This is a genomic window from Massilia cavernae (assembly GCF_003590855.1).
In the GTDB taxonomy this organism is placed as follows: domain Bacteria; phylum Pseudomonadota; class Gammaproteobacteria; order Burkholderiales; family Burkholderiaceae_D; genus Telluria_A; species Telluria_A cavernae.
On the sequence record NZ_QYUP01000008.1, the window covers coordinates 1 to 23861 of the forward strand.

19 protein-coding genes and 1 pseudogene are annotated in these 23861 nt (G+C 66.2%); 14 read left to right on the plus strand and 6 right to left on the minus strand.

Features of this window, described 5'->3' with window-relative positions; genetic code table 11:
* A partial coding sequence (locus D3872_RS00490; RefSeq protein WP_229459088.1) for a heavy metal translocating P-type ATPase occupies positions 1–1734 on the minus strand: 1734 nt, incomplete at its 3' end.
* A gap of 198 nt (positions 1735–1932) precedes the next feature.
* Between D3872_RS00490 and D3872_RS00495 the strand changes: the two genes are divergently transcribed.
* The gene (locus D3872_RS00495) at positions 1933–3315 is read left to right on the plus strand and encodes a multicopper oxidase family protein (protein ID WP_119808958.1); all 1383 of its coding nucleotides are present in this window, start codon (positions 1933–1935) and stop codon (positions 3313–3315) included.
* Positions 3316–3377: 62 nt separating this feature from the next.
* Here D3872_RS00495 and D3872_RS00500 read toward each other — a convergent pair whose 3' ends face one another.
* Complete coding sequence (locus tag D3872_RS00500) at positions 3378–5045, minus strand: transposase (protein WP_119808959.1); 1668 nt, start codon at positions 5043–5045, stop codon at positions 3378–3380.
* A 381-nt stretch (positions 5046–5426) separates the two neighbouring features.
* Here D3872_RS00500 and D3872_RS00505 point away from each other — a divergent pair, with 381 nt between their 5' ends.
* A complete protein-coding gene (locus D3872_RS00505) occupies positions 5427–5711 on the plus strand; it encodes a copper-binding protein (protein ID WP_119808960.1) in 285 nt (94 codons plus the stop codon).
* Between the two features lie 15 nt (positions 5712–5726).
* Here the strand turns inward: D3872_RS00505 and D3872_RS00510 are convergent, their stop codons facing one another.
* Entirely contained in the window at positions 5727–6230 is a 504-nt protein-coding gene (locus D3872_RS00510; protein WP_119808961.1) for a pyridoxamine 5'-phosphate oxidase family protein, read from the minus strand.
* 205 nt (positions 6231–6435) lie between these two features.
* On the opposite strand from D3872_RS00510, the gene D3872_RS00515 reads away from it, so the two are divergent.
* The 4 genes and pseudogenes from D3872_RS00515 to prsT all read left to right on the plus strand — a co-directional run.
* Positions 6436–7407 carry a DUF444 family protein gene (locus D3872_RS00515; protein WP_119808962.1) on the plus strand — a complete coding sequence of 324 codons (972 nt, stop codon included), beginning with the start codon at positions 6436–6438 and terminating at the stop codon, positions 7405–7407.
* A complete protein-coding gene (locus D3872_RS00520) occupies positions 7404–8609 on the plus strand; it encodes a SpoVR family protein (RefSeq protein ID WP_229459089.1) in 1206 nt (401 codons plus the stop codon). Before D3872_RS00515 ends, D3872_RS00520 begins: the two co-directional genes overlap by 4 nt.
* A gap of 195 nt (positions 8610–8804) precedes the next feature.
* A complete protein-coding gene (locus D3872_RS00525) occupies positions 8805–9650 on the plus strand; it encodes a tetratricopeptide repeat protein (RefSeq protein ID WP_119808963.1) in 846 nt (281 codons plus the stop codon).
* A 252-nt stretch (positions 9651–9902) separates the two neighbouring features.
* Positions 9903–11579, plus strand: a pseudogene (gene prsT / locus D3872_RS00530) (XrtA/PEP-CTERM system TPR-repeat protein PrsT); the annotation flags it as partial.
* 49 nt (positions 11580–11628) lie between these two features.
* On the opposite strand, the gene D3872_RS00535 reads toward prsT, so the two are convergent.
* Entirely contained in the window at positions 11629–13272 is a 1644-nt protein-coding gene (locus D3872_RS00535) for an FAD-binding oxidoreductase (RefSeq protein ID WP_119808965.1), read from the minus strand.
* 8 nt (positions 13273–13280) lie between these two features.
* Positions 13281–14024, minus strand: coding sequence for an N-acyl amino acid synthase FeeM domain-containing protein (locus D3872_RS00540; RefSeq protein ID WP_119808966.1), 744 nt, complete (start codon positions 14022–14024; stop codon positions 13281–13283).
* Between the two features lie 307 nt (positions 14025–14331).
* Here D3872_RS00540 and D3872_RS00545 point away from each other — a divergent pair, with 307 nt between their 5' ends.
* The 5 genes from D3872_RS00545 (at position 14332) to D3872_RS00565 (ending at position 20017) form a co-directional block, all read left to right on the plus strand.
* Positions 14332–15312 (plus strand): PEP-CTERM sorting domain-containing protein, encoded by a 981-nt coding sequence (locus D3872_RS00545; protein WP_119808967.1) that lies wholly within the window; start codon positions 14332–14334, stop codon positions 15310–15312.
* Between the two features lie 96 nt (positions 15313–15408).
* The gene (locus tag D3872_RS00550) at positions 15409–16932 is read left to right on the plus strand and encodes an XrtA system polysaccharide chain length determinant (protein WP_119808968.1); all 1524 of its coding nucleotides are present in this window, start codon (positions 15409–15411) and stop codon (positions 16930–16932) included.
* A gap of 25 nt (positions 16933–16957) precedes the next feature.
* A complete protein-coding gene (locus D3872_RS00555) occupies positions 16958–17731 on the plus strand; it encodes an XrtA-associated tyrosine autokinase (RefSeq protein ID WP_119808969.1) in 774 nt (257 codons plus the stop codon).
* Between the two features lie 55 nt (positions 17732–17786).
* Positions 17787–18971 carry a TIGR03088 family PEP-CTERM/XrtA system glycosyltransferase gene (locus D3872_RS00560; RefSeq protein ID WP_229459090.1) on the plus strand — a complete coding sequence of 395 codons (1185 nt, stop codon included), beginning with the start codon at positions 17787–17789 and terminating at the stop codon, positions 18969–18971.
* A 14-nt stretch (positions 18972–18985) separates the two neighbouring features.
* On the plus strand, positions 18986–20017 hold the full coding sequence (locus tag D3872_RS00565) for a glycosyltransferase family 4 protein (RefSeq protein ID WP_119808970.1): 1032 nt from the start codon (positions 18986–18988) through the stop codon (positions 20015–20017).
* Here D3872_RS00565 and D3872_RS00570 read toward each other — a convergent pair.
* Positions 19972–21096, minus strand: a complete 1125-nt coding sequence (locus D3872_RS00570) for a glycosyltransferase family 4 protein (RefSeq protein WP_119808971.1) — start codon at positions 21094–21096, stop codon at positions 19972–19974. The genes D3872_RS00565 and D3872_RS00570 overlap by 46 nt on opposite strands.
* Before the next feature lie 192 nt (positions 21097–21288).
* On the opposite strand from D3872_RS00570, the gene D3872_RS00575 reads away from it, so the two are divergent.
* The 3 genes from D3872_RS00575 to D3872_RS00585 all read left to right on the plus strand — a co-directional run bounded on the left by D3872_RS00575 (position 21289) and on the right by D3872_RS00585 (position 23857).
* A complete protein-coding gene (locus tag D3872_RS00575; protein WP_119808972.1) occupies positions 21289–22185 on the plus strand; it encodes a polysaccharide deacetylase family protein in 897 nt (298 codons plus the stop codon).
* Positions 22186–22289: 104 nt separating this feature from the next.
* Positions 22290–23132 carry a hydrolase 2, exosortase A system-associated gene (locus tag D3872_RS00580; RefSeq protein WP_119808973.1) on the plus strand — a complete coding sequence of 281 codons (843 nt, stop codon included), beginning with the start codon at positions 22290–22292 and terminating at the stop codon, positions 23130–23132.
* A complete protein-coding gene (locus D3872_RS00585) occupies positions 23129–23857 on the plus strand; it encodes a hydrolase 1, exosortase A system-associated (protein ID WP_182915627.1) in 729 nt (242 codons plus the stop codon). Before D3872_RS00580 ends, D3872_RS00585 begins: the two co-directional genes overlap by 4 nt.
* Positions 23858–23861: the final 4 nt, after the last annotated feature.

Sequence of the window (23861 nt, forward strand, 5' to 3'; positions counted from 1 at the left end):
GATGTGGCGCGCGGCACCTTCATTATCGCCGGTCAGCATGACTGTCCTGATGCCCAGGCCGTGGAGGCGCGCGACGGCCTCGCGGCTCTCCGGCTTGACGGCGTCGCCGAAGGCCAGTAGCCCGACCAGCTTCGGTTCCGGCGTAAGTTGCGCGAGCCAGGAAACCGTCTGGCCGGCTGCTTCGTGTTCCTGCGCGGCGCGCGCCAGGTCGCCCGTTCCGACGCCGTGGCGTTCCATCAGCCGCCGGTTGCCCAGCGCATAACCGGCGCCGTCGACGGTGGCCGTCACGCCGTGGCCGGGAACGGCTTTGACATCGGTGGCGGCCAGCGGCACGCGCCCTGCCGCCTCGCCAACTGCGCGCGCCAGCGGATGCTCGCTGCCTTGCTGGATGGCGGCGGCCAGTGCCAGCATCGCATCGTGACTGCCATCCGCCGCGATGTGCGCCGCCAAGCGCGGTTTGCCCACGGTGAGCGTGCCGGTCTTGTCGAAGGCGACGACATCCACGCCGTGCAGCAGCTCGAGCGCCTGTGCATCCTTGATCAGGATGCCGTGGCGCGCCGCCACGCCGGTGCCGGCCATGATGGCGGTGGGCGTCGCGAGTCCCAGCGCGCATGGGCAGGCGATGACCAGCACCGCCACCGCGTTCAGCACGGCCGCACTCCAGTCGCCGTTGTACAGGGACCAGCCGGCGAAGGTGGCCAGCGCGATCGCCAGGATCACCGGCACGAATACCGCGCTGACCCGGTCCACCAGGCGCTGGATCGGCGCCTTGGCGGATTGCGCATCCTCGACCGCGCGGATGATGCGGGCCAGCGTGGATTCGGCGCCCAGCGCAGTGGCGCGCGCGACCACCATGCCGTCGCCGTTGACCGAACCGCCAATCAGCTGGCTGCCGGGCCCTTTGGTGACCGGCATGCTTTCGCCGGTGAGCATCGATTCGTCCGCGTGGCTCGCGCCTTCGATCACCACGCCGTCCATCGGCACACGCTCGCCAGGGCGCACCAGCACCTCGTCGCCCACGCGCAGCGCTTCGACCGGCACTTCGCGTACCTCGCCTCCCGCGCGCATCCGCGCGGTGGCCGGACGCAACGCCTGCAAGGCCCGGATCGCCTCCGTGGTCTGCCGCTTGGCGCGCGTTTCCAGCCACTTGCCAAGCCGGACGAGCGTGATGACCACGGCCGCGGCTTCGAAGTAAAGGTGGCCGCCCTGCCTTGGCTGCGCCAGCCACTGGAACATGCTCAGGCCGTACGCCGCCGAAGTGCCCAGTGCCACCAGCAGGTCCATATTGCCGGTCCTGGCCAACAGCGCCTTCCATGCGCCGCGGTAGAAGCGCGCGCCGATCCAGAACTGCACAGGCGTGGCTAGCGCGAACTGGACCCAGCCGGGGAGCATCAAATAGATGCCCACCAGCTCGGCGAGCATGGGCGCAAGCAGCGGCAGCGTCAGTGCGGCCGATACCGCTATCTCGAGGGGTTCTGTGGACGTGGCGGCGGGTGCCGGTGCGGCGGCGGCAACGGGCACCGCCTTGTAGCCGGCGCGCTCCACCGCCTGTACCAGTTGTGCGGTGTCGAGCGCGTTGTCCGACGTGACGAAGGCGCGCTCCATCGCCAGGTTGACGTTGGCGTCGCGCACGCCCGGCACGGCGCGCAGGGCCTTCTCGACACGGCCTGCACAGGATGCGCAGCTCATGCCTTCGATCGGCAGCGTCAGTTCGTTCGCGTTCGCTGTTGCCATGATGCTCCCCAGAATGTGTAATGCAGCCATCTTGAACCTTCCCATGATTGTAAGGTCAAGCGCGATTTTTCACATAAAGGGGCTTGACCTTCCCATCATGGCAAGGTCCATCGTCCATGCACGCTATACTTATTCACCGCGCCATCGAGGGACAACGCTGGCGCGCCGGCACACTAAACGCAGCAAAAGGAACAGCAGATGGTTTCACGCAGAGATTTCTTCCGCGGCGCGGGTGCCGCCGCCGTCAGCACCGCGATCGTCAGCCGCGTCGGCGCAGCCTCGCTGCCGGAAGCGGTAATCATGGACAAGGCCACCACCCAGGCGCCGCTGGCGCCGCCCAACGGCCGTCCGTACAACCCGGTAGTCACGCTCAATGGCTGGACGCTCCCGTGGCGCATGAAGGACGGCGTCAAGGAGTTCCACCTGGTGGCCGAACCGGTGGTGCGCGAAATCGCGCCCGGCATGAAGGCCAACCTGTGGGGTTACAACGGCCAGTCGCCGGGACCGACCATCGAGGTGGTCGAGGGCGACCGCGTGCGCATCTACGTCACCAACAAGCTGCCCGAGCACACCAGCATCCACTGGCACGGCCAGCGCCTGCCGAACGGCATGGATGGCGTGACCGGCCTGACCCAGCCTGCCATCCCGGTCGGCAAGACCTTCGTGTACGAATTCGAAGCGCGCCGTCCGGGCACCTTCATGTACCACCCGCACGCGGACGAGATGACGCAGATGGCGATGGGGATGATGGGCTTCTGGGTCACGCATCCGAAGGACCCGGCCTTCCAGCGCGTCGACCGCGATTTCTGCTTCCTGCTCAATTCCTACGACATCGAGCCGGGCAGCGCGACGCCGAAGGTCAACACGATGCTGGACTTTAACCTGTGGACCTTCAACAGCCGCGCCTTCCCCGGCATCGACCCGATGGTGGTGGGCCTGAACGACAAGGTCCGCATCCGGATCGGCAACCTGACCATGACCAACCACCCGATCCACATCCACGGCCATGAATTCACCGTGACCGGCACCGACGGCGGATGGACGCCGCCCGCCTCGCGCTGGCCGGAGGTGACGACCGATATCGCGGTGGGCCAGATGCGCGCGATCGAGTTCGTGGCCAACGAGCCGGGCGACTGGGCCTTCCACTGCCACAAGTCGCACCACACGATGAACGCGATGGGGCACGATGTGCCGACCATGATCGGCGTCGATCAGCGCGACATGGTCGGGAAGATCAACAAGCTGGTGCCCGACTACATGATCATGGGCGACAAGGGCATGGCAGACATGGCGGAGATGGAAATGCCGCTGCCGGACAACACGCTACCGATGATGACGGGCACCGGGCAGTTCGGCGCGATGGGCATGGGCGGCATGTTCACCACCGTAAAGGTGCGCAAGGGACTGGCGCGCGGCGACTACAAGGACCCGGGCTGGTACAAGCATCCGGCCGGCACCGTCGCCTACGAATGGAAAGGTGACGCCGCACCGCAGGCCGTGCGGGCACCGGACGCCGCGCCCGCGAAGCCAGGGGAAAAGGTACTGCAGGTCAGGAAGCCTGGCCAGCATCACGGCCACTAAGCCTGTCGGCATGAACGTTTATTTCAAGAATGGAGTCATCATGAAATTTTCTAACATATTCATCAGATTTGCTCCGAGAAACCTCGTCCTTCAGAGGGTGTCGCAAAACGTTTTTCTGCGATCACATCAGGCCCGGGCGATGTTGTGGTTGAGGACGCAAGCCCAAAAAACGCGGCATGCGGCCGAAAAAACGTATGCGCCCCTCTGAGAGCGTATGGAACGGCGTAAAAGTAGAAAAACAGCGCTCTCAGCAGGGCAACCGCTCTGGACAAGTCGTACGCGATGACATGTAAGGCAAATTCGCGCTTGACCGCCTGTAGCCCACGTCGGCGAAAGCGATCCAGGCCCTGCTGACCGCGCAGGCTGCTGAACACTGGTTCGACGATCGCCTTGCGCTGGCTGAAAATGTAGCGCGCCTGGCGATGCTGCATCACGAGACGAAGCGCGTCCCGTTGCTCATCCTCGGGGTAGCGCTTGATGCGCCGCCCCTGCGCGGCCTTCGTACAGTTCGCACGCAGGCGGCAAGCTGTGCAGCTTGATGCCGCATACACGCTCACTGCCCGCGTGCGCGGTGTTTCTCCGCATTTGGAAATGAGGACCAAGGTTTGGCCGGCAGGGCATCGGTAAGTGTCGGTATGCGCGTCGTAGGTGAATGCGCTCTTGTGGTACAGCCCCTCCTCTTTGGTCTTGGCAGGCCACTGGCCCTCCGGACACAACAAGCTGATATCGCGTGTGAGCGTCGCGTCAATCACTTCATCATCGAAGTAGCCGGCGTCGAGCAGCAATTCCCTGACATCTTCTCCAGTCACGCGTGCACTTTGATCGAGCATCGGTGCGATCACCTTCGTCTCGCTCGATGGATCGATTTCGAAGGCTGTGATGATTCTGTCTGGATTTGCCAGTACCGATGGTTTGTACGACGCCGCAAACCCGTGTCCACGTTTCAGGCGCTGTACCATGGCCTCCGGTTCGCTGCCGCTGATACGCAAGGTCTCGACATTCTTGCCATTGCTGCGGCGCGCAGTCTGGCGCTGCTCGAAGAGTTCCTGGCATCGCGCACTGCGTTCCTGTTCCTGCTGCGCCGCCCGATTCTCCGGTGTGCGTTCTACGGCCTGGTGCGCCGCTGTTGCGCGCGCCTTGACGGCCTCTTCCTTGAGCAGATTGTAGTGCGAGCAAGCCGCTTCAATAACGGTGCCGTCACCGGCCAACCGAGCGCTGCCAGAACCCGTCGCTTTCAAAATCGACCCGGTCAGCGATTCAAAGAAATCCCGGGTCAGCGACGCTTCATGCTGGACGATGAAGCGTCCGATGTTGGCATGGTCCGGCGCGATGCCGCCGGTCACCCACATGCATCCGAGATCGAGTCGCGCCAGCCGTTCCAATTCGCGCAGGGAATGCACCCCTTGCATCACGCCGTACAGGATCAGGCCGACCATCAGTTGCGGCGCATAGGGAGCGCGGCCAGTTGCAGCGTAGCGCCGCTCAAACGCTTGCCAGTCTTGTGCTCCGAGCAGACGGGCCACGGTAAATGGAGCATGCTGGCCAGAACGCTTCAGATGTTCTTCCAGACGCATCGTCCCCAGGAAAATGGCGTTGGCATCGCCCGTCACGAAACGCCGACCGCTATGGACCGCCGTTTGCAGAGCCGGCGCATCCGAACCTGCCGGCACGCCGCCAAACAAATCGTACTGCGGATCGTCGGGCGAAGGTAATTTGCGGGTGCTGCTCATTGTCGGTTCCTGGCGTTTCATTCTGAGCAATATTTTATCGCGCAGAGGGCTTTTGCGACACCCTCTTCAGGGCAGGGAGTGAAAGGAGCCGGGCGCGAAGCGCACGCAGCCGTCCACGTGAAATAATGTTTTGAACTTTGGTGTTGGGGCATGGTCAAACTCCCTAAGTGCTTCAGTATGCGATTACGCGCTGGGGCATCAGTCACCTGTACCGTTTTTTCCGATCCGCGGTCGCCTTTAGGCGAGGTCGAGAGATATCCTGCGGATTGAATAAGAAGCTGGGCTACCTTCAGTCCGGCTTCCGTCTGGGGCATCAGACGCCAGCAGTGGGAATCCCCTTCCGTTTACGACGGGGAGGATGTCAACGCAGCAGCACTTTTCATGTCCTTCGGCGCCAGCGTGGCCACCGAGACCGCGCCTACTCCCACCGCCACCGCAGCGGCGGCATTGGTGGCCGGCGAAGTCAAGAAAGTGGACAAGGAAGCGGGCAAGCTCACCGTCAAGCACGGCCCGCTGGCCAGCCTGGACATGCCAGCCATGACGATGGTGTTCCGCGTGAAGGAGCCAGCCATGCTCGACCAGGTCAAGCCGGGCGACAAGATCAACTTCGCCGCCGAGCGCGTCAACGGCCAAATCACCGTCACCCGCCTCGAAGCCGCGAAGTAAGGCGGACACGCCCGTTTACAGATCGATCTTGCCGTGCTCGACCGGGTCGACCTTTGGCGGCTCGCCAGTAAGGGCCGCCCTGGCCACGGCAAACAGCGACACCATCTTGTTCGCAGCCGTATCCCAATACTCCGCGCTGTGCGGCACCACGCGAATCAAGGCCACGTGCGGATCGTCCGGCCCGCTGGGGAGCCATGCCTCGACGAAGGGATTCCACAACTCATGCACCTTGACGGGGTCGACCACGCGCTCGGCGGTTCCGCTGACCGACACATACAGTCCATCCTTCGGTTCGGCGAAGCTGGCGTTGACCTCCGGTTGATGAGCAATGTTTTCCCACAGGTCAGTATTGATCGAGGTGAAGAACCAGAGCTCGCCCGCTGGCCCCATTTCCTGGTTGGTCATCGGGGTGGCGATCAGATGGCCGTACTTGTCGGTGCAGGTGAACATGGCGAAACGAACGGAATCGATTTTGTCCTTAAGTTCCTTCACGTGGTGCATCGAATCAGTTGGGAACATGGGGACTCCTTGGTTTGTCCTGAACAGTAGTTCATTCTGGGCGTGTCTTGTGGCGCCCTCTGTGCGGCGCCGAACGCAAGCCACAACAATACTGGCCCGAAAAGGTTCAGTTGTTCACATTGAGGCCGGTCATCCGGTCCACGTCGCTGCGGCCGATACTTGAAGTCCGGGGCGAGGCGCCTCGCTACTTCAGGGAGGAAATGTGATGCATCCAGGCGAGCAACTGGCCCGCCACAGCGCGCGCAACTGGCTGCGCCATAACGACAAGGTGCGCGATGCCGTGCTGCGGCACCTGCCCGAGCTGATCGCCGGCCCGGACCTGATCACTGGGCTGCAGGAGCGCACCGTGCAGGTGCCGGTGCGCTTGCTCGAACACGCGCGCTTCAGGCTGGCCGAGCCGCGCAGCCGGACCGGCGCCGGCCAAGGCGCAGGCAAGCCGGGTGACGTACTGCAGTGGGCCGCGCGGCATGACTTGGCCGATGGCGACGGCGGCAACGAAGACGGCGGGGTCAGGCTGCTGCTGGAACTCTCCATCGACGAAGTGATGGACTGGGTGTGGGAAGAGCTCAGGCTGCCGGACCTGAAGCTGAAAGCCCGTGCGCGCAAGCCCGGCATCAGCGCCGTCATCCTGTTCGTGCTCGACGTCTCGGCCAGCATGACCGAGCTGGAACGCAAACTGGCCAAATCGTTTTTCTTCTTTGCGCTGCAGGGCATCCGCCGCCAGTACGCGCGGGTGGAAACCCGCTTCGTCGCACACACCACCCACGCTTGGCAATTCAGCGAGGCCGAGTTCTTTCAGGTGTCGGGCATGGGCGGCACCATCGCGTCCAGCGCCTTCAGGCTGGCGCTCGACATCGTGCGCAAGGAGTTCGACCCAGCGCAGGACAATGTCTACATGTTCTATGCATCGGACGGTGAAAACTTTACAGAGGACCGCACCGCGGCCGGCGAGGCGCTGACCGAACTTGGCACGATGCTCAACCACATCGGCTATGTTGAAACCCTGCCCGGCGTAACGCGCTCGCTGGAAACCGAGATGCGGCGCCTGTGCGGCGAGCTGGAGCGGCGTGGCGTGCCGATCGGCAGCAGCGTGCTGACCGGTCCCGACGACGTTTGGCGCGCCTTGCGAAAATTTTTCACGCAGAAAGCGGACGACAGCGCGGAGGCCCCGGCATGACGACGGCAACCCAACACACGCTGGCCGGCTATGGCGCGCAGCTGGAAGCGCTGGCGCTGGAGCTTGGCATGGACTTTTACCCGGTCAACTTCGACCTGGTGCCGTCCAACTTCATGGTCGAGATCGCCGTCCACGGCCTGCCGGTGCGCCTGCGCCACTGGTCTTTCGGCATCCGCTACATCCACCATCTGGTGCGCCAGCACATGGGGCATTCGCACATCGTTGAAGCGATGTTCCCCGGCGACCCATGCCAGGCCTACATGCAGGAGCAGAACTCGCTGGCCGAAAACACCCTGGTGACCGCCCACGCATTGGGGCACGCCGATTTCGCCAAGAACAAGCAGTTGTTCACCCGTTTCATGGACATGGCCGGCAGCCGTATCCTGGAGCGGAGCGCGGCGCGCGCCAACCGGCTCGAGCGCGCACTACAGGCCCACGGGCTGGAACGGGTCGAGGCCGTGCTCGACGCGGCGCTTTCGCTGGAAATCCACATCGACACCAACCAGCCGCTGCATCGGCCGCCCTACCCCGAATTCGCCAGCGAGCCGTCCCAGCGCCCGCCGCCGCCGCCCCGGCCCGAAGCCGACCTGCTGTGGTTCATCGCGCGCTACGCGCCGGAACTGGAGGACTGGGAGCGCGACATCTTCCTCGCGGTGCGCGAAGAAGCCTACTACTTCCACCCCATCCACGCCTGCCAGATCATGAACGAAGGCTGGGCATCGTACTGGCATGCGCGCCTGCTGTGCGAAGCCACCTTCCTGCCGCACGAGCTGTACCTGGCCGCCATCAAGTCGCACCCGGACGTGGTGCGCCCGTTCGCCGGCAGCCAGCAGCTGGTGCTGTCGCTCAATCCCTGCCACCTGGGCTGCTCGCTGTGGGAGTACATCATCGAGAAGCACGGTATGGACAAGGCGCGCCAAATTTGCCGCGAGGAAGACGATTTCGGCTTTATCCGCAACTACCTCGACCAGGAAATCTCCGACCGGCTCGACCTGTTCGTGTACGAGGCGCGGCGCCACGGCGAGACCCGCATCGCCACCCGCGACATCCATGCCATCCGCGAAGCCATCCTGGCGCCGCGCTTCAACTACGGCGCGCCGTCGGTCATGGTGTCGCAGGTAGGCGCCGACGGCAGCCTCGACCTGCGCCACGACTACCTGCACGATGGCGCGGGCTGGACCTGGCACAGGCCGAGCGTGTGATGGAGTACGTGGCACGCGTCTGGCGCCGGCCGGTGTCGCTGCACACAATCGACTTCCGTGGCGTGGTGCGCGTCCTGCGCGGCAAAAGGCCTCCGGCCTGACTGCGAAGCCTTGTTGCGCGTTGCCGTTGACAGTCATCAACAAGTTGCATGGTGGACTCACTACCCTAGTCAGGTCACCTGACCGGAGAGTGCCATGCCCGAACAAAAGCAACCCCTGTGGTCCCGTTCCGTCGCTGCCGCCCTTGCGGTATCGCTCGGCATCACCGGCGTCGGTTGCAGCGGCAATACCGAGGTCGCCCCGCTGATCGCCGAAGCGCGCAAATACCGCGCGCAGGGCGAAATCAAGGCTGCCGTGATCCAGCTCAAGAACGCCATCCAGCGCGACGAAGGCAGCGGCGCCGCGCGCATCCTGCTGGCCGAGGTTTACCTGGACGAAGGCGACGCGGCGTCGGCCGACAAGGACCTGCGGCGTGCCATGGCCGCTGGAGGCGACGCCGCCCAGGTCGCGCCGCTGCTGGGCAAGGCTATGCTGATGCAGGGGCAGTACGACCGGCTGCTGGCGGACATCGTCCCGGTCGGCGCCGCGTCGGTGCGGCCGGCCCTGCTGGCCCTGCGCGGTTCGGCCTTCCTCGGGCTCGGCAAGGTGGAACCGGCGCGCGAACTGCTGAACGACGCGTTGAAACTGGCGCCACACTCGATCGAGGCCCTGATCTGGGCATGGCAAGCTGGAACAACGGATGGTCGAAGGCAATGCGGCCGAAGCGGGCAACTGGATCGTGCGCGCGCTGGCGGCCGGCCAGCGGACACCGAGCTTCTGCGCCTGCGGGCGACGTCGACCGAGCCACGGCAAGGCCGGCGCGGCGATGGCTCGTACATACAGAAAAATACTGCGAACTGCGTCCGGCAACGCGCATGTCTGGTCCGACATGCCAACCTGCACTCGAGGAGGGCAGGCTGCAGGAAGCGCGCACGGCTATCGAGCAGGCGCGCAAGTCCGGCGCCGGGCGCCGCGGTTGTGATCCTTCCCAGGCCATGCTGATTTCCCGCGAAGGCAAACACAGGCGCACTCGCCGCGGCCCAGAACATCCTGCGCGGAAACTACCGGAGCACATGCCCAGCGTGCTGCTGGCGGGGGCGTGCATCGCGCACTGGGTTCGAGCCGCAAGCGCAAACAGCATGCAGACTTCCTCGGAGCCATCCGACGCACCTGTACCGCATCTCGGCTGCTGGCTCGGTCACATCCGCATAACGCCCCGGCGGACGCGCTCGACCTGCTGCGTCCGCTGATACTCGCCATCCGCGCGACGTCGAACTGCTTGCGCTGGCTGGCGAGGCCCACCTGCGCGCCCGGCAGTTCACCCAGGCCGCGGAACTGTTCCAGAACGCGGCGGCGCTGCGTCCCGACGCGGCCGGCCTGCACACCGGCCTTGCCCTCTCCAGCCTCGGCACCGGCGAGAACGGCCGGGCCGTCGCCGAACTGGAGCGCGCTGCCTCGCTCGACAAGGGCACCCAGCGCGCCGGCATCTTGCTGACCATGAGCTACCTGCGCGCGAGGGCGCCCGACAAGGCCATGGCGGCGGTGGTGCAAATGGAGAAGAACGGCAGCAATCCGCTGGTCCAGAACCTCAAGGGCGGTGTCCACCTGGCCAAACAGGACCTGGCCGGCGCGCGGGCCAGCTTCGAGGAGGCCCTCAAGCTCGACCCGCTCTACATGCCCGCCCTCGACAACCTGGCACAACTGGACACGATGGAAAAGCGGCCCGGCGGGGCGCGGCAGCGCTACATGGCCGCACTGGCTCGATCGCCCGGCAATCCCCTTCTGATGGAAGCGCTGGCGCGCCTCGCTGCCGCCGAAGGCAAGACCGGCGAAGCGCGACAATGGCTCGCACGCGCCCTGAACGACAACCCGGACGATCTGCGGGCCGGGCTCCGGCTTGTGGAATTCGACGTTCGCGCGGGCGACAAGCAGAAGGCGCTTGTGCTGGCGCAAAAGATCCAGACCAGCCACCCCGCCAACGTGGACGCGCGCGCCATGCTCGCCCACGTGTCTTACGCCAACGACAACTTCGCCGCGGCCGCCGAGGAATACGCCCGACTCACTGCGATGTCGCCCAACAACGCCGGGCTGCACGCGCGCTACGCCACGGTACAAATGAGCATGGAGGATATGGCGGGCGCTGAAGCATCACTGCGCAAGGCGCTGTCGATCGCGCCGGACATGACCGCCGCCCAGCTCTCGCTGCTGAACGTCCTGATCGCGCAAAAGAAGTTCCCCGCCGCGCTGTCGTACGCCAAAACGGTGCAGGAAAAGCAGCCCGCATCCGCAAGCGGATTCAAGTACGAGGGCGACGTCCACGGCGCGCAGGGCATGCACGCGGCGGCGGTCAAGGCCTACGAGCGTGCGTTTGTGTTGCAACAAAGCAGCGCGCTGGTCACCCAGCTCCACGGCGCGCTGACCCGGGCCGGCAAAGCCGGCGAGGCCAAGGCGCGCATCACCGGCTGGCTTGGCCAGCACCCCGGCGACATCGCCACTCGGATGTACTTTGCCAGCGGACTGCTGCTGGCGAAGGACGTCGAAGCCGGCGCCGAACACCTGCATGCCGTACTCCGTTTCGACCCGGCTAACGTGATGGCGCTCAACGACCTGGCCTGGGCCTCGCAGCAACTGAAGCGCAAGGACGCCCTCTCCTACGCCGAGCGCGCCTACAAGCTGGCGCCGAACAATGCAGCCGTGCTCGACACGCTGGGCTGGATCCTGATGGACAATGGCGAAACCCGGCGCGCGCTGCCGCTGCTGAAAAATGCCAGCGCCCTTGCGCCCGGCTCCAGCGACATCCGCTTCCACTACGGCGCCGCGCTCGCCAAAAGCGGGGACAAGCGCAGCGCCCGCGCTGAGATCGAGCGCGCCATGGCCGGCACGTCCTTCACCCACAAAGCCGAAGCGAAAGCCCTGCTCGCCACCCTCTGATCTGACCCGATTTTCCCTTTCCGGATTGGTTTCGCGATGTCGGAAGCTTTTACAGGGGCGGTGGCTGGTAGCGGCCGGGGGCAATGATACCGTCGGGATCGAGTGCGGCTTTGATCTGGCGGACAGTCGCCCAGAAGACGTCCGAATGTGGATCGAGCTGGGCCATCGACTGGTTGCCGACCCGGTAAGGTACGTATCCCTCGGCCATGCACAGGTCGAACACTTTCTGGTAGCAGCCCAAAGCCCGCGCCACTTCGTCCGGATCGTCCTTATCGTACGCCACCGTGATGACGCCGCCCAAGGCACGCTCGTTGATCATGCTGAAGGTAATGAACAGGTCGAAGCGGAACTCCGCGAACACTGGTTCGACCAGCCGGTACACCGCAAGCAGGTCCGCGCCGCGCATCGGGAGGATCGGCGATACCCACAACAGGCCGCAGTTGTCGGCCGCAGGATTGGCATCGTGCGGGAAGCCGGACGGCAGCCCGCCGCGCCGGCGCCAGTACGCGCCGGCGAGGAAACGCCCGTTCGGCACGCCGCGGTTCATGGCAAAGAGTGCTTCGCCCAAGTCGACCCTGGCCCGCATCCGCTTGCCGGCCCTTGTTCCGCCCAGCAGGCGCGCCGCCAACGCGCCCAGCCGCAGCCTGCCTTCGGTGAGGATGATGGTCCGCGCTGGCGTTGGCTTCATCGCCTGCTTGAGCGCATGGCGCGCCGCCGCGACCTGCCGCTTGCTGCCGTACAGCGCGCCCGATACAGTCCACGCACCCACGCCCGCGCCCTCGCGCATGCGCTGGCGCAGTCCTCCTGGCAGCATCGGCGCGCCACCTGCCTGCTCGCGCGGATACACGGTGCCGCCCGACAGCACGCGCAGGTCATTGCCGATGTGGAGGATGCTGCGCAGGGTGCCGTCCATGCGCAGCGGCCGCAACGCGTCCACCACCGCGCCGATGTCCTCGTGCCGTTCGACCGTGCAGAAGAAGTGTTCGACCGCTTCGGACTTCGGCATCAGCCAGATCGCGATCCGCGTCACGATGCCGAAGTTCGACTGGGTGAACAGCCCGTCGAGGAAAGGCCCCACCCCGTATGGGAACAGGTAGGCGGCCCTGGCATTCGGGTAGTGCCCGAACCCTGTCTCGAGCACGTCGCCGCTGGCCAGCACCACCTGCATCCCGGCGACGTGCTGCAGCCTATTGCCGTAGGGTGAATGGCCGAAGCCGCGTTCGAGGATGTTCCCCATGAAGCTGGTATCCGGCCCCGCCCCTGTGCAGTCGATCCAGAAATCGAGCTTGTGTGCTGCCAAATATTCCGACAGCTGCCGCTGCGTGACCCCCGGTTCGATCACGGCGTAGGCCAGCGTTGGATCGACCGTGATAATCCGGTTCATGCGCGACAGCTCGACGATCACCTGGCCCTCGGTCACCGGGCAGGCGTCGCCGTAGCCCCAGTTCTTGCCTGTGCTGATGGGGTAGACCGGCGTGCGGTGGCGCAGCGCCGCCCGCACAACGCCGGCCACTTCCGCCACGCTGCCCGGCGTGACCACCGCCAGCGCGCGGGTGCTGCGCGAGGCGGTGCTGCGCGCATAGCGCTCCAGCGTGGCGACGTCGTCGCGTATTTGCGCGCCGCCCACGATGGCGCGCAGCTCGTCCAGCAAGTACACGTTCGCCGCCGCTCCATGTTCGAAGGTCGCGCCCATGGCGCCCCCTAGCTGCGCCCGGTGAGCAGCCGAGCGGTGATGCCCGGCTCGTCCCAGGCAGGAAAGAAGTAGGGATAGAACGAGCGTTCCTCGCCGTGCGCCTCCATCAGGCCGCCCCATTTGCGGATCTGCTCGCCCATGTATTCAAGCTCCAGCCGCAGCAGCACCGCGGGTGCACCCACCCGCGTACACGGCCGCTCGCCGCCGAAGTCGCCGAAGCCCAGCATGCGCTTGTAGAACATCACGTGGCGCGGATTGACCTCGATCACATAGTCGCTGAAGCGGTGGATGTTGTGGGCGTAGATGTAGGAGATGTGGATCAGCGCGGCGAACACGCGCTTGGTCACGCCCTTGTCGATCGCCAGCCGCGACGGCTCGCACAGGCGCCGCCCCTGCGCCCGCAGGCCGTCCAGCATGTCGCGGAAGTTTTCATCAGCAGGCAGGCGGGTGTCCCGGTCCAGGCACAGGCTCATCGTACCGACCACCATGCCCCCGGTCTCGGCGTACAGCGTGACCTTGTTGGCTTCGTGTTCCTCGCCCGGCTCGAAGGCATAGCCGCGCCAGCCGTACATCTTGCGGATCAGGAGGCTGGCCGCCTCGCGCCGCCCGGCCGAATTGGCAAGGCGGATGTGGAACACCTGCACGTCGAGCGGATGGTCCAGGCGTGCGTCCATGCCCTGTTCGCCGATGCACAGCTCGCGCAAGCCGGTGGGACATACAAACGAGGCAATGGGGAGCTCGTCGTTCAGCATGATTGTCGTCCTCCAGGAAAGCGTCGGCACCGATTGCCGGCACGAATGAAATTGTTGTGTCTCTCAGACATGCTCATGCATGGGGAAGTTCCCCCGGGCTGGACAGTAGACGCGCCAGCGCAAACCCGGGTCCGCGCGTCGGAAAATTTTCCAGCGCCGATACAGCGCCATGCCGGACGCTATCCGCGGCAACGCAAGCTGCTGATTTGGTGGGGAAAAGTCGGGTGGTACGAAAACTGCAACAAGGGCCTGCGAGGCGGCATCTTGCGCCCGGCACATCCAGTTTCATCCCCAACAGGAGATCGACATGAAGATCGTACGCAAAACCTTGCTGCTGACGGCGATGGCCGCCAGCATCGCCATCGGTGGGATGGGCAGCGCGCGAGCCGATGCGTTCGCACAGTCCATCCTCGTCATCAACAACTTCCGGCTGCTGAACTCGTCCGGCACGCCATTCAACGTGAGCGACTTCGCCATGCTGACAGGGACCAACGATGCCCATGCGACCGGCTCGCTGAACGGCACGTTCGCGAACGGCGCCCAGTCCTTCGGTATTTTGAGCGGCATCAATCCGGACGTCGCCCAGCAGACGGTCGGCTTGCCCAACCCGCCGCTGGCCGAGAACGACTTCTCGCCTTTCCCCGCGCCACCCGGCGTGCCCGGCACCTTCGGTTACGCCGACCAGAACCTGTCCGGCAGCGCGATCACCGTCGGCGACGTCCCCGCCGGCGCGCTGGCCCAGACCCGCGCCGACGCCTCGCTCGCGATGAACGGCATGGCATCGGGAAATTCGGACGTCGGCACCTCGACCACCTTCAGCTTCGTGATGGGCGCCGAAGACACCATGACGATCGCGTTCGAGGCCAATCCCTACACCCAGGCCCATGTATCGGCCGACGGCGCCCCGACCACCAACGCTAATGCGCGCCTGTCGTGGAGCATCAACATCGTCGACATGACGACTGGCCTGAGCGTGTTCTCCTTCGCCCCCGACGAGCTGAACGGCGCCAGCAACGTCAGCCGCACCGACGGTTTCCCGGGTACCACCACCTACGACCCGGGCACCCTGAACTTCAGCGCCACCACCGGCATGCTCAGCGTCGACAGCACCTACCAGATCACGATCCAGCACAACACGCTGGCCAACGCGCTGCAGAACCAGGCAGTGCCGGAGCCGGCCACGCTGGCGATCTTCGGGCTTGGCGTGCTGGGACTGGGCACCATCGGCCGCCGCCGGTTTTCCACCGACCCGAAGCATTTTGATTCGAATCAACGGCTTCCAAGGTAGCCAATTTTCGTTGCCGGTCCGCCATATAATCGAAAAATTCATGGCGGCGCCGGGCACGCGCTCCCCGATACCGCACGACTTACGGAGATCGACAGAATGGAGGACCTCATCAGCCAGCTGCTGTCCCACGTGCGCGGCATCTGGAGGTACCGCTGGCATGCCGTCGCCGTGTCCTGGCTGGTCGCCGTGTTCGGCTGGACCCAGGTCTATACGATGGACGACGAGTACCAGACCAGCGCGCGTGTGTTCGTCGACACCCAGACCATCCTCAAGCCGCTGCTGTCGGGGATGACCAGCGTGCCAAACGTCGAACAGCAGGTCGCCATCATGAGCCGCACGCTGCTTAGCCGCCCCAACGTCGAACGCGTGATCCGCATGGTGGACATGGATATCCGCGCCACTACCGCGCGCGAGCATGAACGGCAGATCGAGAACCTGATGTCGACGATAAGGATCAACGGCACCACCGCCAACGACATCTACACCATCACCTACCGGGACAAGGACGCCAGGACGGTGCGCGACGTAGTCCAGTCCCTGCTGACCATCTTCGTCGAGGGCAGCTTCAAGGGCAAGCGCAGCGACTCGCAGAAGGCTGTGCAGTTCATCGACGAGCAGATCAAGAACTACGAAGACCGGCTGGTCGCGGCCGAGAACATGGTCAAGGAGTTCAAGCTGCGCAACAGCAGCCTGCTGCCGCGCCAGGGCGTCGACTACGGCGCGCAAGTGGCGATCGCCTTCGACCAGCTGAGCGCCGCCCGCCTCGAACTGCTCGAAGCCGAACAGGCGCGCGCCGCGATCCGTGCCGAAATCGTCGGCGACGTGCCGATGATGAGCGTCGAGGCCGTGCGCCCGCTATCGGTCGCCAACCCGGAACTCGACGCCCGCATCGCCGCGGTCGACAAGAATCTCGACGCGCTGCGCATGCAGTACACCGAGCTGCATCCCGACATCGTGGCGGCGCGCCGCCTGTTGTCGCAGCTGGAAGCGCGCAAGGTCGAGGAGGCAAGGTCGCGCGTGCGCGACGGCGACCCTGGCCGCAATTACAGCCCGATGCTTCTGCAGCTGAAGGTGGCGTTGACCGAAGCCGACGCCAAGGTGGCGGCGATGCAGGCGCGGGTACAGGAGTTCACCGCCCGCCACGTCCGCCTGGTCGCACAGAGCAATGCGGTGCCGGAAGTGGAATCGCAGCTGGCGCAGCTTAACCGCGACTACGAGATCAACAAGGACAACTACGAAAAGCTGATCGGGCGGCGCGAGGCGGCCAAGCTGTCGGGCGACCTGTCGTCGACCACCGAGATGATGTCCTTCAAGATCATCGACCCGCCGACGATGCCGTTCGCGCCGATCGGCCCCAACCGCCTGCTGTTCTACAGCGCCGTGATGATCGCGGCGTTGCTGGCGGGACCGGGCATCGCGCTGCTGGTCAGCCAGGCCCGCCCGGTCTTCCTCGGCCCCGGCGAAATGCGCGAGAACACCGGCCTGCATGTGCTGGGCACCGTCTCGATGAACTGGACCGATGCCGAGCGCATCAAGCGGCGCCGCGGCCAGTACCTGTTCTTCGCCGCCCTCGCGCTGCTGGCCGTGGTGTACGCCGCCATGATGGCCGCCGCGCTCTGACCCAAACCCGCCACGGGAGATCGACATGGAAGATCCGCAGACGCATGACAGCGCGGTGCTGGGGGCCGGCCAGGACAGCCGTCGGCGCTATGTCGACATCAACCTGGCGCGCCTGCACCAGATGGGAATCATCACCCAGGACGGCGGACGCACCAGCGCCGCCGAGGACTTCCGCATCATCAAGCGCCCGCTGCTGCGCAACGCCCTGCAGCCGGGCAGCGCTGCCGCCAACCGCAACCTGATCGTGGTGACCAGCGCGCTGCCGGGCGAAGGCAAGACCTACTGCGCGATCAACCTGGCCATGAGCATCGCGATGGAGAAGGACCACACGGTGCTGCTGGTCGACGCCGACGTGGCGCGGCCCTCGGTGCTGAAGGTGCTTGGCCTGCCAGCGGCGCCGGGGCTGATGGACATCCTGCTCACCGAAAAAGTGGGCGTGTCCGACGTCATCCTGCGCACCAATATCGATACCCTCAGCCTGCTGCCGGCGGGCCGCAACAACAAGCACGCCACCGAGCTGCTGGCCAGCCAGGCCATGAGCGCGCTGCTGGTCGAGATCAGCAGCCGCTATCCCGACCGGATCGTCATCTTCGATTCGCCGCCGCTGCTGCTGACCAGCGAGGCCAGCGTGCTGGCGTCCCAAATGGGCCAGGTGGTGATGGTGATCGAGGCCGAGTCGACCACCCAGGCCACGGTCAAGGAGGCGCTGCGCCGGCTCGACCACTGTCCCCATATCAACCTGATCTGCAACAAGGCACGGTCCTTTCCGGCGGGTGACTACTATGGCTACTACGACTGATCCGGCGCGCCATGCAATGACGGTCAACATGAAGTCGACACCTGCGGAGCAGAACATGACAGAGTCTCTTGAACAGCCGCGGCTCGTGGTGCACCTGATCCACCAGCTCGATGCCGGCGGCTTCGAAAATGGCCTCATCAACCTGATCCGGAACATGCCGCCGGAGCGCTACCGCCATGCCATCGTCTGCCTGAAGGATTACTCCGATTTCGAATCGCAGCTGCAGCCGCGCGGCGTCGAGATCATCAGCCTGAACAAGCGCGAGGGCAAGGACTTCGGCCACTACCTGCGCATGTTCAAGGCATTGCGCGCGCTGCAGCCGGACCTGATCCACACCCGCAACCTGTCCGGCCTGGAAGGGCAACTGGTGGCGGCGCTAGCCGGCGTCAAGCTGCGCGTGCACGGCGAGCATGGGCGCGACATGTTCGACCTGTACGGCAAGCGCCTCAAGTACCAGTTGCTGCGGCGCCTGCTTCGGCCACTGATCGGCCACTTCATCGCGGTCAGCGCCGATCTCGAACACTGGCTGATCGACAATGTCGGCGCCGAGCCGCAGCGCGTGTCGCAGATCGCCAATGGCGTCGACAGCATCCAGTTCCATCCGCGTCTCGGTCCGCCCGCGGCGGTCGGGCCGGCCGGCTTCATGCAGGACAACGCCTTCGTCATCGGCAGCGTCGGCCGCATGGTCGACGTCAAGAACCACGCCACCCTGGTCGAAGCTTTCCTGCGCCTGATCGCCTCGCCCCACCCCTCGCACCAGCGCCTGCGCCTGCTGATCGTCGGCGACGGGCCGGCCCGCGCCGAGTGCGTCGACATGCTGACCCGCGCCGGCGCCTCGCACCGCGCCTGGCTGCCGGGCGAGCGCGGCGACATCCCCCAGATGCTGCGCGCGATGGACCTGTTCGTGCTGCCCTCGCTGGCAGAGGGCAGCTCCAACACCATCCTCGAGGCGATGGCGACCGGATTGCCGGTGGTGGCCACTGCAGTCGGCGGCAATACCGAACTGGTAAAGCCCGGCTTTACCGGCATCCTGGTGCCGCCCAAGTCGCCCGAGCTGATGGCAGCCGCCATCGCCGACTACTGCCGTATCCCCGAAATGGGGGGGCGCCACGGCATGCGCGCGCGCAGCCAGGTGATCGCCCACCACAGCTTGCCGGCGATGGCGCGCGGCTACATGGCGGTCTACGATGCGCTAACCAACGCCTCGCCCTGCACTGCCGCCCAGGAGAAGCGCGCCTGAGCGCGCGGCGCAGCATGCGCGTCCTGCATATACTCGACCACTCGCCTCCCCTCCATACCGCCTATTCGCTGCGCGCGGTCTCGCTGCTCCGGCAGCAGCGAGCGCTCGGCTGGCACACAATCCAGCTGACCGGCCCGGCCCAGGGCAAGGTCGAAACCGAGGACCGCAACCGCGACGGCTGGCATTTCTTCCGCACCGATCCCGGAAACGGCCTGATGCCGCCGGCGCTTCTGGCCGGCCGGATGGCGCGCCGGATCTGCCACGCCATCACGCTGGCGCGGCCCGGTATCGTCCACGCGCACCCACCGGTGCTGAACGCCGTCGCCGCCCTGCGAGCGGCGCGCCAGGCGGGCCTGCCGGTGGTGATCGGCATGCCGGGCCGGCTTCATAGCCACGGCGTCAAGGACTGGATGGTGCGTGCGCTTGAGGTGCGCGCGGCGCGCTCCGCTGCCGCGGTGGTGACCGACACCCTGGCCATGCGTAGCTGGCTGATCGCGGGCGGGGTCGAACCGAGACGCATTTCCATCGTGCCGCCCTCGGTCAGCGCGCCCGCGGCGGCGAGCGATTCTCCACGCGCCGGTGTCCGAAGCGCGCCGCTGGTTCATTGTCCCGGCGCGGTGGAAGCATGCACCGTGCTGCGCGCTGCGCTTCCGGCGCTGCGCGCAGCATTTCCGGGCCTGCAGCTCGGGTTCACGGGTGCAAACAACGCGGATGCGGACATGCTTCTTTTTCCCGAACCGGCCTCGCCGTCGCTGGTGGCGCCAATCCGCCTGCTGGAAGCGATGGCCCGCGGCGCCCTGGTGGTGGCGTCCGATACCGCCATGCACCGCGAACTGGTCGAGCATGGCCGCAACGGCATCCTGTTCGAATCCGGGAACGCGGCCGCGCTGGTGGAGGCGGTGCTTGGGATGCTGGCCGAACCGGAATGCATGCGCCAGTTGCGCGGATGCGCCCGCGCGTTTGCGCTGCGCGAGCGCAGCTGGGAGGCCGCCGCCAGGCTCTATGGGCGGTTGTACGAGGAATTGATCGAGAACGGCGGGCGCTGAAGCAGCGCCGTCATTTCGGCGCGGCCTGGCGCAGCGCCGACCACCTCAGCGTAACAGCGCGCGATGTCCTGCGCGATCCGGTCCCACGTGTAGTTGCGCACCAGCGCGCGCACACGCGCTGCTTCGGGCGGCTCGTCGATGAAGCCCATCACCGCGCGTTTCAGGCCGGTGACGTCGTCCGGGGCGACCCGCCGCAGCGCAAACGCGTTGTCGGCCATCCCAAGCTCGCTGTCGGCGCTGGTGACGACTGGCGTGCCGGCCGCCAGCGCCTCGAACACCGTCATCGGCAGCACGCCGGGCTGGGTCGGCAGCGCAAACACCGAGGCGGCGGCGAAGGCGCTTGCCAGCAGCCTGTCGTCGTGGCGCAGCTTGCCGATGCAGGTGACGCCGCGCACCTGCCGCACCTGCGCCAGGTAATCCTGGTCGCGCTCGCGCGCTTCGCCGATCAGCACGAACGGCAGCGCCATTTCCGACAACGCGTGGGCCATGCCCAGCTGGTTCTTCTGCGGGCCGATGCTGCCCACCATCAGCACGAACGGCCCGGTAATGCCGGTGCGGGCGCGGAAGTGGGCGCCGTCTGCGTGGAAGAATTGCGGCGCGATCCCGTTCGGGAACACCCGGATGCGCGAGGGCGACACCAGGAAGGCGTCGCCGATGGCCCGCTTCTCGGCTTCGCCCAGCGCCACGATATGGGTCGCCAGTTGCAGCGCGCGGCGCGTCTGGGCGTAGCTGGTCTCGACGTTCCAGGCGGTGAGGTTGGACAGCAGCCGGTCCGCGACGCGGGCGCGGGTGCCGCTGGAGCGGTTCCAGCCGGGCGAAATGAGCGGCGACAGGATCACTGGCACGCCCAGCTCGGACGCAGCTTCGACAATGCGGTGGTTGCCGTGCACGGCGGCGAACACGTGGACCAGGTCATAGTCGTCCAGGCGCGACCGGCACGGGTCGACCAGTTCCACCGCGATCGGTTCGCCGTCGATGCGTTCGAGCTCGTTGAGCGCGCGGATGGTTTCGCGCATCTGGATCTGGAGGCTGCCTTCGCGCTGAAACAGCATGGGATAGGACAGGATTCCGATACGCATACACACCTCCGCTTGTTCCGCATTTGGCTGCAACGCACAGCGCCATGAGCAGGCTCAACAGATATGCGCCGGCGCTGATCTATATTGTCTGAACCTGATTTGCTCCAGTGTAGCGGCGGTCCCCATGGCATTGTTGACAAGTGTCAACCGATCCCGGTGCCGCGGCAATACGCCCTCCAGCCAGCCGCCAACATGCAAGTACCGCTCACGATCCTCGCCTACCGCCGCGTCGTGCCACGGCCCGACCCGCTGTTCCCGGAACAGATCGATGCGCGCCGCTTCGACGAGCAGCTGCAAGCGCTGACCCGCTGGTTCTGTGTGCTGCCGCTGTCCGACGCGGTGCGCCGCCTGCGCGAACGCACCCTGCCCGCGCGCGCCGCCTGCATCACCTTCGACAACGGCTATGCCGACAATGCCGCGGTGGCGCTGCCGATACTGCAGCGCTACGCCGCACCTGCCACCTTCTTTGTCGCCAGCGGTTTCCTCGATGGCGGCTGCATGTGGAAGGACGCGGTGATCGACGTGGTGCGCAACGCGCCCGGCGACCGCCTCAACCTCACCGCCAGCGGCTTCGCCACCTACGACCTCGGATGCCCGGTGCGGCGCCGCGCGGTGATCGACATGCTGGTCGACAGCCTGTCGCGCCTTCCGCACGTCGATCGGCTGGAGCGCATCCGCACCATGGCGCGAAGCTTCACCCCGGCCATGCTGACCTCCGACGAGGTACTGGCGCTGCACCGGGCCGGCATGGAGATCGGTGCGCAAACGGTCAGCCACCCGGTGCTGACGACAATCTCCAACGCCGACGCGCGCGCTGAAATCGCCAACGGCCGCGCCCGGCTTCAGGAAATCATCCAGGCGCCGGTGCGCATGTTCGCCTACCCGAGCGGGAAGCCGGGCCAGGATTTCGAGCCGCGCCACGTGCACATGCTGCGCAGCCAGGGCTTCGATGCCGCCGTCACCAGCGCGCGCGGTGCGGCGCGCCACGACACCGACCCGATGCTGCTGCCGCGCCTTGCGCCGCCCGATCGCGCCAACGGCTGCTTCCTGCTGCGGGTCGGCGGCAACCTGCTGATGCGGCCACATTGAGGCCGTGCGCCGGCTCAAGGCGAGCGCAAGTTCTGGGGTGTCTAATGAAACCGGAGTGGCAGGCCTGACAAGTCTTTCCGCCCTCCGCACACACAGGAGCCACCATGAACGCCCCGCTGCTGTCCACGCCAAGCGTGGAGGCATTCTTCTTCGATGCCGACCCCGGCACCCGATTCAGCCTGTATCACGCGCCGGCGCCGCGCCGCCCCGAACTGGGCGCGATCCTGTACGTGCACCCGTTCGCCGAGGAGCTCAATCGCAGCCGCCGCATGGCGTCGCTGCAGGCGCGCCAGTTCGCCGCGATGGGATACGCGGTGTTGCAGATCGACCTGTTCGGCTGCGGCGACAGCTGCGGCGACTTCTCGGCTGCGCGCTGGGACATCTGGCGCCGCGACCTTGCCGCGGCGCTCGACTGGCTGCAGCAGCGCAGCGCCGGTCCGGTGCAGCTGTGGGGACTGCGCCTGGGCGGGCTGCTGGCGCTCGACTTCGCGTGCAGCACGCCGGTCGACGGCATCATCCTGTGGCAGCCCTTCCTGCACGGCCGCACCTGCATCAACCAGTTCCTGCGCCAGCGCCTGACCGAGACCGAAGGCGACTCCACTGCGCCGCGCAGCACCGCGGTCCTGCGCGCCAACCTGGCCGCACACGGCAGCATCGAAGTGGCCGGCTATTCACTTGCACGCGAACTCGCCCAGGCGATCGACGCCTGCGACGCCGCAGCCATGCCGGTGCCGCCCTGCCCGATCCACTGGTTTGCCAGCGGCGGCCCGGCGCCGGCGCGGCAGGCGGCCGGCGTCGCGCGGCTGGCGCAGCGCTGGGCCGAACGCGACGCCATCCTGCACTACCACCCACTCGACGGCCCGCCGTTCTGGGGTCCGGCCGCTGGCACCGAATGCCAGGCGCTGCTGGCCGCCACCGCCACCGTGTTCGGCGCGGGGCAGCCATGAACTTCGACCAGCGCGCACTTCGCTTCTGTTGCGCCGGCAGCTGGCTGGTCGGCATCGTCGACGTGCCTGAACGTCCAATCGAGCGCGGCCTGCTGGTGGTCACCGACACCGCGCAGTACCGCGTGGGAGGGCACCGCCAGTTCACGCTGCTCTCGCGCACCCTGGCCGGACGTGGCATTCCGGTCATGCGCTTCGACCACCGCGGCTGCGGCGACAGCGAAGGCGAGCCGCGCGCCTTCAACGCCATCGGGGAAGATATCCGCACCGCCATCGGCGAGTTCTTCATGCAGATGCCCGAGCTGAAGGAAATCGTTATCTGGGGACTGGGCCATGCCGCCGCAGCGGCCGTCCTCTATGCCCACCTCGATCCCTGCGTGCGCGGGCTGGTGCTGCTCAATCCCAATGCGGGTGTTCCGGAACCCGAACCGCGTACCGGCGGCCGCCAGCAGTACATTGGGCGCCTGGGCGAACTGGCGTTCTGGAAGAAGGCGCCAAGGGGTGACGGCGCGGTGCCCGTGGCCGACAGCCTGGCCAGTTTTACCGGACAGGCGCTGGTGGTCACCGGCGGCGGCGACGGCAGCACATCGGATTTCATCCGGCTGGCCGGCAAGCATGTGCTGAAATATCGGCACGTCGAGATCCCTCATGCCGGCCATACCTTCGCCAGCCGCGAGTGGCGCGACGAGGTGGCGCGCCTGACCGCGCACTGGGTCGTCACCTGGTAAGCAG